Source organism: Streptomyces chartreusis NRRL 3882, from assembly GCF_900236475.1.
GTDB lineage: Bacteria > Actinomycetota > Actinomycetes > Streptomycetales > Streptomycetaceae > Streptomyces > Streptomyces chartreusis_D.
Genome location: NZ_LT963352.1, coordinates 555323 through 572320, shown reverse-complemented (window position 1 = coordinate 572320; position 16998 = coordinate 555323). Strand labels below are relative to the sequence as shown.

General features: G+C 72.4%; 12 protein-coding genes. 8 read left to right on the top strand and 4 right to left on the bottom strand.

Going from position 1 to position 16998, the window contains the following annotated elements; all coding sequences use genetic code 11:
* The first annotated feature begins 56 nt into the window (after positions 1–56).
* On the top strand, positions 57–899 hold the full coding sequence (locus SCNRRL3882_RS02630; protein ID WP_010033018.1) for an alpha/beta fold hydrolase: 843 nt from the start codon (positions 57–59) through the stop codon (positions 897–899).
* Between the two features lie 62 nt (positions 900–961).
* The gene (locus tag SCNRRL3882_RS02625) at positions 962–1675 is read left to right on the top strand and encodes an alpha/beta fold hydrolase (RefSeq protein WP_010033019.1); all 714 of its coding nucleotides are present in this window, start codon (positions 962–964) and stop codon (positions 1673–1675) included.
* Here the strand turns inward: SCNRRL3882_RS02625 and SCNRRL3882_RS02620 are convergent.
* The 4 genes from SCNRRL3882_RS02620 to SCNRRL3882_RS02600 all read right to left on the bottom strand — a co-directional run bounded on the left by SCNRRL3882_RS02620 (position 1647) and on the right by SCNRRL3882_RS02600 (position 11375).
* Positions 1647–3488, bottom strand: a complete 1842-nt coding sequence (locus SCNRRL3882_RS02620; protein ID WP_010033020.1) for a hypothetical protein — start codon at positions 3486–3488, stop codon at positions 1647–1649. The genes SCNRRL3882_RS02625 and SCNRRL3882_RS02620 overlap by 29 nt on opposite strands.
* A gap of 510 nt (positions 3489–3998) precedes the next feature.
* Positions 3999–8768, bottom strand: a complete 4770-nt coding sequence (locus tag SCNRRL3882_RS02610) for an NACHT and WD repeat domain-containing protein (protein WP_010033022.1) — start codon at positions 8766–8768, stop codon at positions 3999–4001.
* Positions 8765–9292 (bottom strand): effector-associated constant component EACC1, encoded by a 528-nt coding sequence (locus SCNRRL3882_RS02605; RefSeq protein ID WP_158688378.1) that lies wholly within the window; start codon positions 9290–9292, stop codon positions 8765–8767. Before SCNRRL3882_RS02605 ends, SCNRRL3882_RS02610 begins: the two co-directional genes overlap by 4 nt.
* A 463-nt stretch (positions 9293–9755) precedes the next feature.
* Entirely contained in the window at positions 9756–11375 is a 1620-nt protein-coding gene (locus SCNRRL3882_RS02600) for an acyl-CoA synthetase (RefSeq protein WP_010033026.1), read from the bottom strand.
* A gap of 175 nt (positions 11376–11550) precedes the next feature.
* On the opposite strand from SCNRRL3882_RS02600, the gene SCNRRL3882_RS02595 reads away from it, so the two are divergent.
* From SCNRRL3882_RS02595 to SCNRRL3882_RS02570, 6 genes are all read left to right on the top strand, one after another.
* Entirely contained in the window at positions 11551–12351 is an 801-nt protein-coding gene (locus SCNRRL3882_RS02595) for a crotonase/enoyl-CoA hydratase family protein (protein WP_010033028.1), read from the top strand.
* A gap of 32 nt (positions 12352–12383) precedes the next feature.
* Positions 12384–13334, top strand: coding sequence for a Zn-ribbon domain-containing OB-fold protein (locus SCNRRL3882_RS02590; RefSeq protein ID WP_010033030.1), 951 nt, complete (start codon positions 12384–12386; stop codon positions 13332–13334).
* Complete coding sequence (locus SCNRRL3882_RS02585) at positions 13331–14395, top strand: thiolase domain-containing protein (RefSeq protein WP_010033033.1); 1065 nt, start codon at positions 13331–13333, stop codon at positions 14393–14395. The genes SCNRRL3882_RS02590 and SCNRRL3882_RS02585 overlap by 4 nt, the downstream gene beginning before the upstream one ends.
* Positions 14392–15558, top strand: a complete 1167-nt coding sequence (locus SCNRRL3882_RS02580) for a thiolase domain-containing protein (protein WP_010033038.1) — start codon at positions 14392–14394, stop codon at positions 15556–15558. The genes SCNRRL3882_RS02585 and SCNRRL3882_RS02580 overlap by 4 nt, the downstream gene beginning before the upstream one ends.
* 83 nt (positions 15559–15641) lie before the next feature.
* A complete protein-coding gene (locus SCNRRL3882_RS02575) occupies positions 15642–15884 on the top strand; it encodes a DUF397 domain-containing protein (RefSeq protein WP_010033039.1) in 243 nt (80 codons plus the stop codon).
* Positions 15885–16072: 188 nt separating this feature from the next.
* Positions 16073–16975, top strand: coding sequence for a universal stress protein (locus tag SCNRRL3882_RS02570; RefSeq protein ID WP_010033040.1), 903 nt, complete (start codon positions 16073–16075; stop codon positions 16973–16975).
* Positions 16976–16998 lie beyond the last annotated feature (23 nt).

Genomic DNA, 16998 nt, shown 5'->3' with positions numbered 1-16998 from the left:
CGTCCCCCGACGAAACGCGTTGCGCCGAAGACTCCGAGAGCGTGAGGATCGGGGCCATGCCGATCTTCACCGCCCCGGACGGCACCCGGCTCGCCTGTCACCTGCGCGGAGCGGGTGAGACGCTGGTCGTGCTGCCCGGCGGGCCCATGCGCGCCTCCGCGTACCTCGGGAACCTGGGCGGACTGGACGCCCACCGCCAGCTGGTGTTCCTCGATCTGCGCGGCACCGGACAGTCCGCGGTGCCCGAGGATCCGGCGACCTACCGTTGCGACCGGCTCGTGGACGACGTCGAGGCGCTGCGCCGCCACCTGGGCCTGGAGCGGATGGACGTGCTCGCACACTCGGCGGGCGGCAGTCTCGCCCTGCTGTACGCGGCTCGGTATCCGCACAGGACGGGACGGCTGGCGCTCATCACCGCCATCCCGTGGGCGCTGGGCCTGCCGGCGACGGCCGAGGACCGGCTCGCGGCGGCCCGGCTGCGCGCGGCGGAACCCTGGTTCGCCGACGCGTTCCCGGCGTTCGAGGCCTGGCTGTCCGGTACCGGTGACTTCGACCCCGTGTTCCTGCCGTTCTTCTACGGCCGTTGGGACGACACCGCACGGGCCCACGCCGACCGCGAGGAGGACGAGACCAACGACCTCGCCGCGGACCGCTACGGCGCGGACGGCGCCTACGACCCGGACGCGACCCGGACCGCCCTGGCCCGCGTCACCGCCCCGGTGCTCGTCCTCGCCGGTGAGGTCGACGGCGGCCCCCGCCCCGGCCTGGCCCGGCGTGCCGCCGAGGCATTCCCGGCGGTCGAGGTCGCGGTGCAGCCGGGGGCCGGACACTACCCGTGGCTGGACGACCCGGAGTGGTTCGTGCGACGCGTCGCACGCTTCTTCCGCGCCCGGGACTGAGATCCTCTGCTGTCCGCAGAGCGGGCCCGGCCCGCGGTCCGCACCCCGCTACCGTGCCCGGCATGGACACCGAACCACGCACCGTACGGGCGAACGGCATCACCCAGGCCTACCGCGTCTGGGGGCCGGCGGACGCGCCGCCCGTCGTCCTCCTGCACGCCCGCGGGACCGACGGCGCCGACTGGGCGGAGATCGCCCCCGCGCTGGCCGCCGGGCCCCGCCGGGTGTACGCCCCCGACCTGCGCGGACACGGCCGCAGCGACTGGCCCGGCGGATACGCCTACGCGGCCATGCGCGACGACGTGCACGCCTTCCTCGGCGCGCTCGGCATCGCCCGCGCCGACGTCGTGGGCCACTCGCTCGGCGGCGCCGTCGCCTGCCTGCTCGCCCAGCACAGCCCGCGGCTCGTACGGCGGCTCGTCCTGGAGGACGTCCCCGCGCCCTTCCCGCTGGACCCGCCGCGCCCGCCCGCCGAACATCCGGGCGGGGACCTGCCGTACGACTGGGCGATGATCCTCGCCACCGACGAACAGCGCAACGCCCCGGACCCCGTGTGGTGGGACGACATGGGGCGGATCACCATGCCGACGCTGCTGATCGGTGGCGGGCCGACCAGCCTGATCCCCCAGGAGCAGATCGACGCCCTCGCCGAGCTGCTGCCCGATGCCCGGCGCGTCACCATCGACGCCGGGCACCTCGTGCACGAGGCACGGCCCCGGGAGTTCCTCGCGGCGGTGGGGGAGTTCCTCAGCCCTGCGGACCGTACGCCGTCATGAAACGGTCGCGGAACTTGTCCATGCCCCACCGGGGCGCGTCCGGGGCCGGCTTGAGGCCGTCGGTCCAGCCCCAGTCGGCGACCCGGTCCAGGACCTTCTTGTCGTGCGCGACGATGGTGACCGGCACGTCCTTGCCGGTGTCCCCCGCGGTGACCGTCGGCACCGGCTGGTGGTCGCCGAGGAAGACGAGCACCGTGTTCTCGTCGCCGTAGCGCTCGACCCACTCGGTCAGGCTGCGGATCGAGTACTCGATGGCACGCCGGTACTCGGTGCGCACCTTCTCCGGGTCCTTCCAGACCTCCGTGGGGTTGGTGCCCTCCTTCTTGATGCGGTGGAACACCGAACCGTCACCGAGGTCCTCCCAGTCGATCATGTGGGCGATGGGGGACCAGGGGTTGTGGCTGGAGGCCAGGATGATCTCCGCCATGATCGGCTCGCGGTCCTTCCTGCCGTGCTCCAGGCGCTGGAAGGCCTCCATGCTGAACTGGTCGGGCACGGGCGTCCAGCTGAAGTACGGGCCGTGGTAACCGAGGTGCTCGGAGTCGTAGATGTGGTCCAGGCCGAAGTACTTGCCCTCCGGCCAGGCCCGGCGCACACCCGGGACGATGCCGACGGTCCGCCAGGCGCCGGTCTTTCCGAAGTACTTGGTCAGCGTCATGCGGTCGCTGGTGGTCAGGCTGCGGTACCGCTGCTGGTTCTTGATCCACAGGCCGGACAGGAACGTCGAGTGGGCGAGCCAGCTGCCCGCGCCCGTCACCGGCGACTGCAACCAGCCGCTGCGCGACTCGAACCCGGCCGCCTTGAGCGACGCGGTGCCCTCCTTCAGCACCGCGTCGGTCTGCTTCGCCATCGCCGGGTCGTCGATCGCGACCCGGCCGTAGCTCTCGATGAAGGTGAACAGGACGTCCTTGCCGCGCAGGCCCGTGAGCAACTGGTCCGGCGGCGTCTTCGCGAAGGCGTCCACGGCGGCCTGCTTCCGGAAGACCCGCGCGTCCTTCAGCCCCGCACGCACCTGGTCCACGCGGTTGCCGAGGAACTCCGCGTTGCCCTTGGTGGCGATCGGCACGGTGCCGATCTGCACGCCCAGGGTCATGCAGGTGATCCACGCCGTGCCGAGGACCAGCGTCGTACGGGCGGCGACAGGACGGTGCCGGACCATGAGGTTCGTCAGCCGCACCACGGCGAGGGTCGTGAGGACCAGCACCGCGACGAGCAGCACGATCACCCCGATCACCGCCAGCACCTGGCCGGTACGGCCGAACGTCTCCCGCAGGAAGTCCGTGGCGTTCTCGATCAGAATCCAGTCCAGGACCAGGTCGAAGGGCCGGGCCAGCACCTGGTAGAAGCCCATGTCGACGAACTTCAGGACCGTGACCAGCCCGAGGAACAGGCCCGAGACGACTGCCACGATCCGCCGGGGCCTCGGCGGCAGCGCGAGCAGCAGACCCGCGAGCAGCACACCCTCGGCGGGGATACGAACGAACGAGGCGAACTCGATCCGCTCGATCCGGTTCGGCAGCAGCAGCGCGAAGAGCACGAGCGCGCCGGCCAGGACGGTCGTACCGACGCTCAGGGAGCGTGCCGCGCCTGGATGCCTTGCCCGCCATCCACGCCGTCGGCCATGTTCCCGGGCGGTGGCCGGTGTGGCCACATCCGTAGCCGTGTCGCCGCTGTCCCGGGGCTCCGTCTCGGATGCCGCTGCTTCTTCCGCGACGGCCGCGGGCTCGGTGCCGTCGTCCGCCGGGTCGGCCGCGGCGGTGTCGGCTTCCCTGTCGGTGTCGGGCAGATGACGAGACGGCGTGTGGTGCGACACGCGGAGGTTCCTTCCGTACATGGCCTTGCTGCCTGGCGCGGCGGATCAGCTTCGTAGGGCCGGGTCCGTCATGCTCCGTACGGCCGACCGTCACCGCCTGTTCAACGACGAAGGTCAACCGCGCGCAAAGAGTACGCCGGGAGCCAGAACAGCAGAACGTTCCGGCGGCGCGGCGCAGTTCCTCCCCGTCGGCCGTGGCTCCGCACTCCTCGGACAGGTGCAGTGCCTGCGAGGATGAACCGGCTGTGGGCCAGAACGCGGAGCGCCCTTGCCTCACCGATGCGGTGGCCGGTGGACCGGTGGACCTCCAGGGCATGCTCGGCCGGGCAGACGCCGACTGCTGGTCGCCCCGGGCTCGGTGGATGGACGCGATCTCCTTCAGAACCTGTCCCCGCAGCAGCGCGTACGTACTTACCTGGACGGTGTCCGTCGACTCCACGGTCGTCCGCGCTCACCAGCACGCTGGGCAAGCCGGGGGCCGCCCGAGGCCGTACGCGTACAGCTGCCCGCTCAGCCGCACGGGTCGTGGTACTCGAGGTCGGGGAAGGCCTTCGTCCAGACACCGCGCGGGACGGTGCCGGGCCGCACCGCGCAGAGCAGTCCCGCCAGCCGGTCGGGATCCGTGGGCAGCAGGACGAGTTGGCCGCCGAGCCCATCGATGGGGCCGGGGCCGGTGGAGAGGACGAGGTCGTCTCCGTTCGGGCTGACCTGTCGGACGGAGAAGCCGCCGATTCCCTCCGTGACGGCGGGGACGTCGTAGATCAGCTCGAAGTGCCCGGTGCGCGGGGCGTCCGACGACGCGTCGGCCGTGAAGGCCCAGACGGCCAGATCACGAGCCCCGGTCTCCTCCTGCCAGGCGGCGACCACCCCGCCCTGCCGCGTGTCACCCGCCATGACGCCCTCCATGAGAAAGTGTGAGCCGGGCAGGCCGGCCGGCGGGTCCTTGCTGCCGTTGGACGCGGGCTCGTCGAGGTCCCACACGCGGGGCTGCCCGATCTTGGCGGGCAGGGTCACCACGAAGCGGTGGTCCAGGACGGTGAAGGCGACAGTGGCCCGCTGACGGTCGACGGTCACGTCGTCCCTGAGCCTGTGGGCCGTCGCCGTGGAAGACAGCCGGTAGACCGCCAAACGTTCGTCTGCACTGGGGCCCTTGGCCGGCTTCACCAGCAGCAAGGCCTGCTGCTTCCCCTCCTGAGACAGGGAGAACGAGGCGGTACCCGGCACTTTCTGCCCTCGGTGGGGGCTGTCCGGCCGGTCGATTCTCCACAACTGCGTGCCTTCGGCGGACGCGACCGCGAGGACGTCCGGCGAGGTGAACGCCGGGGTGACGGTGCCCTTGGTGTCCACCGGCACCGACCCGGTGCGGCGTGGCCGGTCTGGGCGGCTGACGTCCCAGATGACCAAAGGGCCGTCCTCGCCGGTCTGGAGGGCCAGGCGGTCACCGTCCGCCGAGATGGCGGTGGGACCGTGTGTTCCCGTGAACACGTGCCGGAGTTCCGGCCGGTCGCCGGACAGGTCCCACAGGCCGGTCCGCCGGCCGTCCGGGTCCCGGGCCAGGAAGAGCGACCCGCCGGGCAGGAAGGCGACGGATCGCCACGGTTCGGGCACCGTGACCACCTTCCGGAACGTGGTTCCGGTCAGCCGCCAGATGGTGGTTCTCAATTCCTCGTCATCGGTGGCGAGAAGACGATGTTCCGGCGCGAAGGAGTCACCAGGGTTGAACCGACCTGCGCTGGTATAGGCCCCGTCCACACTGTGCGGCGGCGGACTCCACAGATGGACCCCACCCTTCTCGTCACCGGTCACCACGCCCCGCCCGTCCGGCCGGTAGGCCACGGCGACCAGCGGCACGTTGCCGGGCAGCACTTCGCCCTTCATGAAGTCATCCGGTGCAGCTGTCGCGGCGCTGTTCTCGTACATCCACGCGTTGCCGTCCGTGGAGCCCGCCCCGACGAGGTGGCGGCCGTCCGGGGAACGGTCGAGCTGCCAGTAGAGGCCGTCAGCGGGGTTGCCCCGGGCTTTGAATCCCTCAGGCTCCTTCACCCGATCCGGGTCGGACACGTCGAGCGTCACGATTCCGCGGCCGGGCAGGGCGGTGGTCAGCGACCGGCCGTCGGCGCTGAAGACCGTCGCGATGGCCGACCTCCGCAGGGTCGTGCGCAGCCGGGGGCTGGTGGGATCGGTGGTGTCCCAGAGCTGGACCCTGTCCCGTCCCCCGGGCTTGGTGGCCGCGGCCGTGACGGAGAGCAGCTTCCCGTCGGGCCGCCACGCGACCGCCAGCAGGTCGCGGGAGCCGTCGGACATCCGCACGGTGTGCGCAGCCGGAGCGGTCGGATCGCGCAGGTCCCACAGCACCATGCGGCCCCGGGCCAGCGGAACGGCCAGTGTCGTGCCGTCCGAGCTGAGAGCGGGCCGGTACGGCCGTTCGAGGCCCTCGGTGGTCGCGCGGGCCGTGCGACGAGGGCGGTCGATCTGACGGAGGTCGTAGACCTGGAGATCCTTGACGGTCTGGACGTACAGGTGGCGGCCGTCGGGTGCCCAGAAGACGGACGAGTTCGTACCCACGCGGATCACCGGGCCGGGGCGAGGACGGTACCGGTCGCCGGTGTGCCACAGCCGCACTGTGCCGTCCCGGCTGGAACTGGCCAGCACCGCGCCGTCCGGGCGGTAGGCGACGGAGTAGACGCCCTTGGTGTGTCCGGCAATGCTGGTGTGGACCGGAGCCAGAGCGGAGCGCACCAGGCTGGCCTTCGCCTCCTCGGTGGGCGAGGTCCGGTACGCGGTCAGGCTCAGGTCGAGCGCGGCCGCCGGGTCCTGGGCGCGGAGCACGTCGGCCTGGGCCGCGATCCGCTCGGAGGCCAGGACGGCGGCCTGTTCCCGGGACTTGGCGCGTTCCGTGTAGGCGAGCGTCCCGACGACGGTGAGGAGGAGGGCGAGAGCGAGGACGCCGCCGGTCAGCAGGGCCCTGGTGAGCTTGCGTCGGCGGTCGGCCCGCAGGCTGCTGTGCAGGAACTCCCGTTCAAGGGCGGTGAGTACAGGGGGTGCGTCGCCGCCGGTGTCCTCCTCGTCCGTGGTGACGGTCCCCGACGCGAGCGGATTCGAGGGGACTTCGGGCAGCGTCCGCTGGGCGGGCGGACGCTTCGCGGTGTCCGGCCCGTTGCCCGGTCCGGCCCAGGCGCGGACCGCGGACAGGCGGTTGCCGGTGTACAGATAGTCCCGATGGCGGTGGCCGACGTCCCAGGCGTGGGCGGCCTCGGTCAGTTGCTGCCGGGCGAGCAGGCGGGCGCGGGCGCCCAGGATCCAGGTGCGCAGGTCGGTCCAGGCGTACAGCAGTGCCTCGTGGGCGATGCGCAAGCCGTCCTGGTCCAGAGTGATGAGGCTCTTCTCCCGGAGCAACTCGCAGACGACGCGCAGACGTTCCCGCTCGTCAGGTCCGTGGGCCGCCAGCACGTCCTCGAAGGTGACGCGGCGCGCGACGGGTTCGCCGGTGGGAGTGAGGTGCACCAGGCTGAGCAGCAGCGTCCGCAGCGATCGGCGCTCGGCGGGGGTGAGGTTGTCGTGCAGGGTCTTGCACGACTCCGTGACCGCATTCCAGATGCCGCCCGTGGCCTGGTAGCCGGCCAGAGTCATCCTGGCGCCCGAACGGTTCACCCAGGTCCGCTGCAGAGCATGCGCCAGGAGCGGCAGGGCCGCGGCCGGCCGCTCCTCGACGGGCGTCTCCCCGTCCGGCCGTCGCAGGTCCGACAGGATGCGGTCGACCAGTCCGGGCTCCAGATCCAGCCCGCTCCGCTCGGCGGGACCCTCAATGGCGTCCCTGAGCGCTTGGCCGTCCAGAGGGGCACAGTGCACCGGAGAGGTGGAGGAGAGGGCGGCGCGCAGTCCGGGGTCGGCGAGGCATTCGCCGTAGAAGTCGGCTCTGACGGCGAGCACGATCCGGGGACGGGCGTCGTCCGGCCCGGATCGATCACAGTCGGGGCTGCCGGACACCAGGCGGAGGAAGTCCGCCCGCTCGGTCTTCGCCGCAGTGGTGAAGACCTCTTCGAACTGGTCGATCACCAGCACTCGGGGTACGGCGCCCGCGGGGCGCCGGGCCTGCTCGTGGTCGCCCGGGGCGTCCGCCGGCGGGGCGGGGAAGCGCCCGGCGGCCAGCTCCGCCAGCACCGTGTCCGGCGGCAGCCCGGTCGCCGCGGCCCATTGGCTCGCCAACGAGTGCAGCGGGGTCCTGCCGGGCGACAGCATCCGTAAGACGGGCCAGGTGCGCGTCCGTCCCGTCGCGTGGTGATGGTCCAGCCGGGCGAGCAGCCCGGCCCCGAGGAGGGAGGACTTGCCCGAGCCGGAGGCTCCTATGACGATGACGGGTCGGCGCTCCGCGTCCGGCGCCTCGACCGCTTCGGTCAGTTGGTCCAGTTCACGGTCCCGGCCGAAGAACCAGGTGCTCTCCTTCGGCCCGAGCGGCCTCATGCCGAAGTAGGGGCAGGGCAGCGGGGCCGGCGGGTCGGCGGCGGGCGGACCGGGGAACCGGTAGGCACGGTTGGGCGCGATGACGAGTCCGCCGAGGGTTCCCTCGCTGGACACGTGGGGGCGGGTGGTGTCGTCCGACCTCTCTTCGATGCCGCGGTGGAGCCCTTCCAGGGTGAGCATCGGCGGCCCGGCCGGGTCGCCGTCACGCAGCAGGCTGATGAGCTTGCCGCCGAAGAGCGTGTGCCGTTGCCCCTCCGGAGCGAAGGACGGGGCGTAGGACGACGCGGAAGCGAGGAGGAAGCTGCCGGACGGGCGGACCTGGACGTAGGGACCGACGGCGCCCGAGCCGTGCGGCGCCTGGGAGATGCCGGAAAAGCAGCAGTCCAGGATGACGGCACTACCGAAGGGCGCCTCCTCCAGCAGGCCCTTGACGGTCTCGTACGGGACTGCCGCGGTGACCCGCTGGGCGTCCATGGACCAATGGGTCGCGAGATACAGCTTGTTGGCCGGTCCCAGCAGCCCGTGCCCGACGTGGCAGAAGAGCACGACGCCGTCGGCCTCTTCGCATGCCTGGGTGACCGCCTCGACGACGGCCTCCGGGCCGGCGTCGGAGGGTACCCGCAGGACATGCTCCCGGGGCATCCCGCAGAGTTCGTGGAGCAGTTGGGCCAGGTCGTCGAGGGTGGTGTCGACTCCGGGCAGGTCGGCCAGGCGCGAGCCGTTCCGGTGGCGCCCGGTGCCGGTGAGCACGGCGCGGGCGCCGGCGAGGGAGAGCCCCGATCCGGCCGGACCCGGATGCGCCTGTCCCGGGGCCGTCACAGGGCCGGCGTCCCGCCGTCCGGGCCCGTGCCCGAGGGTCGGGCGGCGTCAGTCGGGGTGGTGGCCGACCACCGCGCCGGGCCGGGTGTCCCGTCCCCGCCGCTGCCGGCATCCGGTTGCCGTCGCTCGGGATCGGCGACGGGGGTACCCTGCGCCGGATCCAGCTGGGCGGCGAGTTGGCTGACGAGCGCCTCCACCTGTGTGGGGTCCATCGAGCGCACCTGGGTGGACGTCACGCTGATCTGCGTGCCGTCGGGTCGGGTCAGGGTCACCGACTGGTCGCCCTTCCGGCTCTGCACCCAGGCGATGACGGCGCCCGCCAGCACGCTCGCCACACCGCCCGGGGCCAAGAGCGCGAGCAGGGCGTCCGCGGCGAGCCCCATGGTGCCCGGGGGAGGCGGCGCGGAGGCGTCCGCCCGTGTCACGCGGCCCCGCAGGCGAGGCTGTGCGGTGAGCCACCGCCGCAGGTCGTGCGCGTCTGCGGTGCCTGACGTCTCTACGGTGACGTGGATCTCCACAGCCATTCCCCACCCGGAGCAAGTGCCAACGTGTCACAAGATGATAAGCGCGGCACGGTTTCCGTGAGTGAACAGCTGAGGAGACGTCATCTGGGAGTGTCCCGCCTTCACCACAGGCCGGATCGCGGGCGGGCAGGCCCAGAATCGGGCGCGGGCGGGCCGGCCCGGGCTTGTGGTCCTGCCGGAGCCGGCATACCCGGCCCGTGAGGCGCCCGAGCCGGGCGGGCGCCCCCCGGCGCTGCCTCGCAACAGACGGTGGCCCATTGGGTGCAGGCTGCGGGACAACGGCACGGACGCCGCGTCGACCAAGGGTGCTCGCGGATCGCGCGGGAGGAGTAGGCCCGATCGGCAGGGACGGCCGCAGGGCGGGTTCTTGGCTTCTTGGCCCGCCGAGTCCCCTTCGCCGGAAGACGGATTCCGGCCGTGACCGCCCCTCAGGCCGGCGCGTCACCGGCCTGGCCGCCATGGCTCAGCGGTCCGCGGCCACCGCCACCTCCCGCGCCCAGCGATAGTCCGCCTTGCCGCTCGGCGACCGCTGGACCGACTCCGTGATCACCAGCTGGCGCGGGAGCTTGTAACCGGCCAGCCGGTCGCGGCAGTGCGCCCGGATGTCCTCCAGCGACGGGCGCGCCGCGCCCTCCCGCAACTGCACCACCGCCGCCACATGGTGGCCCCACTGGGGGTCCGGCACCCCGGCCACCAGCACGTCGTAGACGTCCGGGTGGGACTTGAGGGCCTGCTCGACCTCCTCCGGGTACACCTTCTCGCCGCCGGTGTTGATGCACTGCGAGCCGCGGCCGAGGACGGTGACCACGCCCTCCTCGTCGACGGTGGCCATGTCGCCCAGCAGCACCCACCGCTCGCCGTCCTTCTCGAAGAACGTCGCGGCCGTCTTGACCGGGTCGTTGTAGTAGCCGAGCGGCACATGCCCGCACTGGGCGATCCGGCCCGCCTCACCGGCCGCCACTGGTTCGTAGGTGGCCGGGTCCACCACCTGCGTACGGGCGTTGACCCGCACCCGGAAGCCCCGCTCGGGCCCCGAGTCCTCGGTCGCCGTGCCGTTGAAACCGGACTCCGACGAGCCGAAGTTGTTCAGCAGCATGGCGTTCGGCACCAGGTCCTGGAACTGCCGTCGCACCGTGTCCGACAGGACCGCGCCGGACGACGACACACTGAACAGCGACGAGCGGTCGATGTGCCGCAGCGGACCGCTCAGCGCGTCGATCAGCGGCCGCAGCATCGCGTCCCCCACCAGCGAGATGCTGCTGACCTTCTCCTTCTCCACGGTCCGCAGCACCTCCTCGGGCACGAACTTGCGGTGGATGACCACCCGCTGGCCGAAGTTGAAGCCGATGAACGCCGTGAGGGTGGAGGTGCCGTGCATCAGCGGTGCCGTGGGGAAGAAGGTGATCCCCGTGCCCCCGGCCGCGACCCGCTCGGCGAGTTCCTCCGGTTTCTTCACCGGCTCCCCGGTCGGAGCACCCCCGCCGAGCCCCGCGAAGAACAGGTCCTCCTGCCGCCACATCACACCCTTGGGCATGCCGGTCGTACCGCCGGTGTAGATGATGAACTGGTCATCGGGCGAGCGGGCCGGGAAGCCGCGCCGGGGCGACCCCGCGGCCTCCAGCTGGGCGAACTCCGCACAGGGCACGTGGGCGGCTCCCGGCGCCGGCGCGCCGACCCGGATCAGATGCCGCAGCCTCTCCGCCCGGGGCCGCGCCGCCGCCACCCGGTCCGTGAACTCCGCGTCGAAGACCAGCGCCACCAGATCCGCGTCCCGGTAGAGGTACACCAACTCCTCCTCGACGTATCGGTAGTTGACGTTGACCGGGACGATCCGCGCCTTCAGGCAGCCCAGTACCGTCTGGAGGTACTCCACGCCGTTGTAGAGGTGGAGCCCGAGGTGCTCACCGGGCCGTATCCCGCTGTCGAGCAGATGGTGGCCGACGCGATCGGCCGCCGCGTCCAGTTCCGCGTACGTCAGGCGGCGCTCCGCGCCCGTGCCCGGATGGTCGACGTACACCAGCGCCTCACGGTCGGGAACCACGTCGACGACCGACTCGAACAGGTCGGCAAGGTTGTACTCCACCGCTCCTCCTGACCCCGGGACGTGCCTGGCATCGGACGGTTCGCCGGTCATCAGAGCAAAGGGCGGTCCAACTGTGAAGGGCCCGCACGAAGAAATCTGACTGACTGTCAGAAAACCCTTGAAGTGCCTCCCTCCCTACTGCAACCTGTTCACGTTCACGAGAGGGGAGTTGGCCATGGGTGGGACGGAACACCTCACCGTGCAGCGCGAAGGCGCCACACTGGTGCTCACGCTCAACAGGCCCGAAGCCAGGAACGCGCTCTCGCTGCCGATGCTCGTCGGCCTCTACGACGGCTGGCTGGAGGCCGACGCCGACGACTCGGTCCGCTCGATCGTGTTCACCGGTGCGGGCGGCTCGTTCTGCTCGGGCATGGACCTCAAGGCCCTCGCCGGCAACGGCATGGCGGGCGAGGAGTACCGCGACCGGCTCAAGGCCGACCCCGACCTGCACTGGAAGGCGATGCTGCGCCACCACCGCCCGCGCAAGCCGGTGATCGCGGCCGTCGAGGGGTACTGCGTCGCGGGCGGCACCGAGATGCTCCAGGGCACCGACATCCGCGTCGCCGGCGAGTCCGCGACCTTCGGCCTGTTCGAGGTGCGGCGCGGTCTGTTCCCCATCGGCGGATCCACGGTCCGGCTGCCACGCCAGATCCCGCGCACCCACGCCCTGGAGATGCTCCTCACCGGCCGCCCCTACACCGCCCGCGAGGCCGCCGCCATCGGCCTGGTGGGCCATGTCGTCCCCGACGGCACGGCGCTCGCCAGGGCACTGGAGATCGCCGAACAGATCAACTCCTGCGGCCCGCTGGCCGTCGAGGCCGTCAAGGCCTCCGTCTACGAGACCGCGGACATGAGCGAGTCCGACGGTCTCGCTGCCGAACTCACCCGCGGTCAACCGGTCTTCGGCACCGCCGACGCCAAGGAGGGCGCCCGCGCCTTCGCGGAGAAGCGACCGCCCGTCTACAAGCGCGCCTGACCGTGTGCGCCTGACCGAAGGAGCCCTCCGGCATGCCCGAAGTCCTCAAAGCCCCTCTCGTCGTCGAGTTCCCCTTCACCCGCTCCCTCGGCCCCGTCCAGAGCGCCTTCCTGACCGGCCTGCGCGAGCGTGTCGTCCTGGGGGTGCGGGCGAGCGACGGCCGCGTCGCCGTCCCGCCCGTCGAGTACGACCCCGTCACCGCCGAGGAGGTCCGCGACCTCGTCGAGGTCGCCCCCACCGGCACGGTCACCACCTGGGCCTGGAACCACGCCCCCCGCCGCGGCCAGCCCCTCACCACCCCCTTCGCCTGGGCCCTGGTCCGTCTCGACGGCGCCGACACCGCCCTGCTGCACGCCCTCGACACCCCCGGCCCCGACGCCGTGCGCACCGGCATGCGCGTCCGCGTCCGCTGGGCGGCGGAACGCACCGGAGCCATCACGGACATCGCCTGCTTCGAGCCGTACGACGGCGCCCCGGGCGAACCAGCCGGGCACACCGGCGTGTTCGAGGACCCGGTCACCGGCATCGTCGCCGCCGCCCGCCTCGACTACACCTACTCACCCGGCCGCGCCCAGACCGCCTACATCAACGCCCTCTCCGGCCGCCGGACCGTCGGCGAGCGCTGCCCGGCCTGCCGCAAGGTGTACGTCCCGCCGAGGGGTGCGTGCCCCACCTGTGGGGTGGCCACATCGGAGCAGGTCGAGGTCGGGCCGCGCGGCACGGTGACCACCTTCTGCATCGTCAACATCAAGGCTGCGCATACGGCGAATCTCGACATCGAGGTGCCCTACGTCTACGCCCACATCGCCCTCGACGGCGCCGACCTCGCACTGCACGGCCGGATCGGCGGCATCCCGTACGACGAAGTCCGCATGGGGCTGCGCGTCGAGCCCGTGTGGACCGAGGGCGGCCGCTATCCCGACCACTACCGGCCCACGGGCGAACCGGACGCGGACTACGACACCTACAAGGAGCTGCTGTGACGAGCGCACCGGGGGACCGCCAGATCGCCGTCGTGGCCTTCGCCCAGACCGCCCACCGGCGCACCAGCGAGGAGCTCTCCGAGGTGGAGATGCTCATGCCGGTGCTGCACGAGGTCCTCGACCGGACCGGCCTGAAGACCGCCGACATCGACTTCACCTGCTCCGGCTCCAGCGACTACCTCGCCGGCCGCGCCTTCTCGTTCACCCTCGCCCTGGACGGCGTCGGCGCCTGGCCGCCGATCTCCGAGTCCCACGTCGAGATGGACGGCGCCTGGGCCCTGTACGAGGCCTGGACCAAGCTCCTCACCGGCGACGCCGACACCGCCCTCGTCTACGCGTACGGCAAGTCCTCGCCCGGTCCCGTCCGCGACGTCCTCACCCGGCAGCTCGACCCGTACTACGTGGCACCCCTGTGGCCCGATTCCGTGGCCCTCGCCGCCCTCCAGGCGCAGGCGCTCATCGACGTGGGCGACACCGACGAACCGGCGCTCGCCGCCGTCGCCGCCCGCAACCGGGAGTCGGCGGCCACCAATCCGCACGCCCAGCTGCGAGGAGCCGTGCCGCAGGGCGACTACCTCGTACAGCCCCTGCGCAGCGGCGACTGCCCGCCCATCGGCGACGGGGCCGCCGCCGTGATCCTCGCGGCGGGGGAGCGGGCCCGCGACCTGTGCGCACGCCCGGCCTGGATCCGCGGCATCGACCACCGCGTCGAGGCCCACGGCCTCGGCGTGCGCGACCTGACCGACTCGCCGTCCACCCGCCTGGCCGCCGAGCGGGCCGGCGCCTTCGAACGGCCCGTCGACACCGCCGAGCTGCACGCGCCCTTCACCGCCCAGGAGATCGTCCTGCGCAAGGCCCTCCGCCTCGACGACGGCGTCGTCGTCAACCCCTCCGGCGGCGCCCTCGCCGCCAACCCGATCATGGCCGCCGGACTCATCCGCATCGGCGAGGCCGCCGCCCGCATCCACCGCGGCGCCTCCGACCGCGCCCTCGCCCACGCCACCTCCGGCCCCTGCCTCCAGCAGAACCTGGTCGCCGTACTCGAAGGGGAACGCCGATGAGCAAGGAGCCCGTGGCCGTCGTCGGCATCGGCCAGACCAAGCACGTCGCGGCACGCCGGGACGTGTCGATCGCGGGACTCGTCCGGGAGGCGGCCCGACGGGCCCTGGACGACGCCGAGCTGACCTGGGCCGACATCGACGCCGTCGTGATCGGCAAGGCGCCCGACTTCTTCGAGGGCGTCATGATGCCGGAGCTCTACCTCGCCGACGCGCTCGGCGCCGTCGGCAAACCCATGCTCCGGGTGCACACCGCGGGTTCGGTCGGCGGTTCCACCGCCCTCGTCGCCGCGAACCTCGTCGCGGCCCGCGTCCACGGCACCGTCCTCACCCTCGCCTTCGAAAAGCAGTCCGAGTCGAACGCCATGTGGGGGCTGTCCCTGCCCATCCCCGCCCAGCAGCCCCTGCTCGCGGGAGCCGGCGGGTTCTTCGCCCCGCACATCCGCGCCTACATGCGGCGCAGCGGCGCCCCCGAGACGATCGGCGCCCTGGTCGCCTACAAGGACCGCCGCAACGCCCTGCGGAACCCCTACGCCCACCTGCACGAGCACGACATCACCCTCGACAAGGTCATGGCCTCGCCCATGCTGTGGGATCCGGTCCGCTACTCGGAGACCTGCCCCTCCTCCGACGGCGCCTGCGCCATGGTCCTCACCGACCGCGCCGGAGCCGCCCGGGCGCCGCGACCGCCCGCCTGGATGCTCGGCGGCGCGATGCGCAGCGAGCCGACCCTCTTCGCCGGCAAGGACTTCGTCTCCCCGCGGGCCGGGCAGGACTGCGCGGCCGACGTCTACCGGCAGGCCGGGATCACCGACCCGCGCCGCGAGATCGACGGCGCCGAGATCTACGTCCCGTTCTCCTGGTACGAGCCGATGTGGCTGGAGAACCTCGGCTTCGCCGGCGAGGGCGAAGGGTGGAAGCTCACCGAGGCGGGCGTGACCGAACTGGACGGGGACCTGCCCGTCAACATGTCGGGCGGCGTGCTGTCCACCAACCCCATCGGCGCCTCCGGCATGATCCGCTTCGCGGAGGCGGCCCTCCAGGTGCGCGGACAGGCCGGGGAACACCAGGTGGAAGGCGCCCGCAGGGTCCTCGGGCACGCCTACGGCGGCGGCTCGCAGTTCTTCTCCATGTGGCTGGTGGGAGCCGAGCCGCCGGACTCCTGACAGGGTCCCCCTCACGTGCCCTGTCGGCGGTGGGACACGATCGCTAGGCTGGCCGCGGACGACGAACCGGGAGGAGCACGGACGTGGCCGAGACCACCACCCAGCAGCGCCCGCTCACGGGCTGGGACAAGCCGGAGCTGGACCTCACCAACGCACAGTGGCAGTCCAGCAGCCGGGGGCGGGGGGATGTCCAGATCGCCTTCGTAGAGGGCTTCATCGCCATGCGGAACAGTGCCCGTCCGGAGAGCCCCTCCCTGATCTTCACGCCCGCCGAGTGGGGCGCGTTCGTGTCGGGAGCGCGGGAAGGGGAGTTCGACCTCACCTGACCGCGACGCCGCGCGACCACGACCGCGGCACCCAGGGAACCGTCCCGGACCGGCCGTGACCCCACGGCCGATCCGGGGGTGTTCCGCCCGCATTTCCGAAACACGCGACCTGAGACATCCTCCCCCGGCCCGCGCCTGAGCCAGGCTGGCCCCGGAGGCACGGTCGTATCCCGGAAGGCGAGGAACCCATGAGCACCCTGCCGGTCATCGCGGCGGTCGACGGTTCGGACGACAGCCTGCGCGCCCTGGAGTGGGCCCTCGACGCGGCCCGCCGGCGTTCGGCACCCCTGCGTGTGGTGCATGTACGTCAGTACGCCCACTGGGCGCAGCCCGAGGTGCTGGCCGCCGGACCGCCGGACCCGCACGACGACCCGGTGCTCGACCGGGTCCGCGCCCACCTGGAGAGCCTCTCCGCCCGGCCGGACACGGAGTACCTCGCCCTGGAGGGCGCCCCCGGCGCCGTCCTGCCCGAACTGGGCTCCTCCGCCCAGCTGCTGGTCCTCGGTTCCCGGGGCCGCGGCGGTTTCGCCAGCCTGCTGCTCGGCTCCAACGGCATGGCCGCCGCCCGCGACGCCGAGTGCCCCGTCGTGGTGGTGCCCCGGCCCGGGCGCGACGTCCACGGTGAGACGCGGCCCGGTCCCGGCTCCCGCGTGGTCGTCGGCCTGAAGGTGGACGGTCCCGACGAGGCCACACTCGAGTTCGCCTTCGCCGAGGCCACCCGGCGCGGCGCCCGGCTCCAGGCGGTCGCCGCCTACCCGTGGCCCGCGCAGCCCTGGATGATGCCCGGCGAGCTGCCCCCGCCGATCGTCGACCAGAACGTCATCGAGGACGAGACCCGGATCCTCGCCGAGGGATTCCTCGCCCCCTACCGCGAACGGCACCCCGACGTCGCGGTCGAGACGGTTCCGGCGGCGGGCGACGCCGCCGGACACCTCGTGGCGGCCTCGCCGGGCGCCGACCTCGTCGTCGTGGGCCGTCACCGGCGGCACCTGCTGGCACCCGCCCGCATGATGGGCTCGGTCACCCACGCCGTCCTGCTGCACGCCGCGAGCCCCGTCGCGGTGGTCCCGCCGGCACCACCGGAGGACTGACCCCGATGTAATGGGTGCCGGGC

Excerpts from the sequence above, each read along its gene's own strand:
- SCNRRL3882_RS02630 (WP_010033018.1), top strand. The coding sequence starts at position 57 with ATGCCGATCTTCACCGCCCCGGACGGCACCCGGCTCGCCTGTCACCTG.
- SCNRRL3882_RS02625 (WP_010033019.1), top strand. The coding sequence starts at position 962 with ATGGACACCGAACCACGCACCGTACGGGCGAACGGCATCACCCAGGCC.
- SCNRRL3882_RS02605 (WP_158688378.1), bottom strand. The coding sequence starts at position 9,292 with ATGGCTGTGGAGATCCACGTCACCGTAGAGACGTCAGGCACCGCAGAC.
- SCNRRL3882_RS02595 (WP_010033028.1), top strand. The coding sequence starts at position 11,551 with ATGGGTGGGACGGAACACCTCACCGTGCAGCGCGAAGGCGCCACACTG.
- SCNRRL3882_RS02590 (WP_010033030.1), top strand. The coding sequence starts at position 12,384 with ATGCCCGAAGTCCTCAAAGCCCCTCTCGTCGTCGAGTTCCCCTTCACC.
- SCNRRL3882_RS02580 (WP_010033038.1), top strand. The coding sequence starts at position 14,392 with ATGAGCAAGGAGCCCGTGGCCGTCGTCGGCATCGGCCAGACCAAGCAC.
- SCNRRL3882_RS02570 (WP_010033040.1), top strand. The coding sequence starts at position 16,073 with ATGAGCACCCTGCCGGTCATCGCGGCGGTCGACGGTTCGGACGACAGC.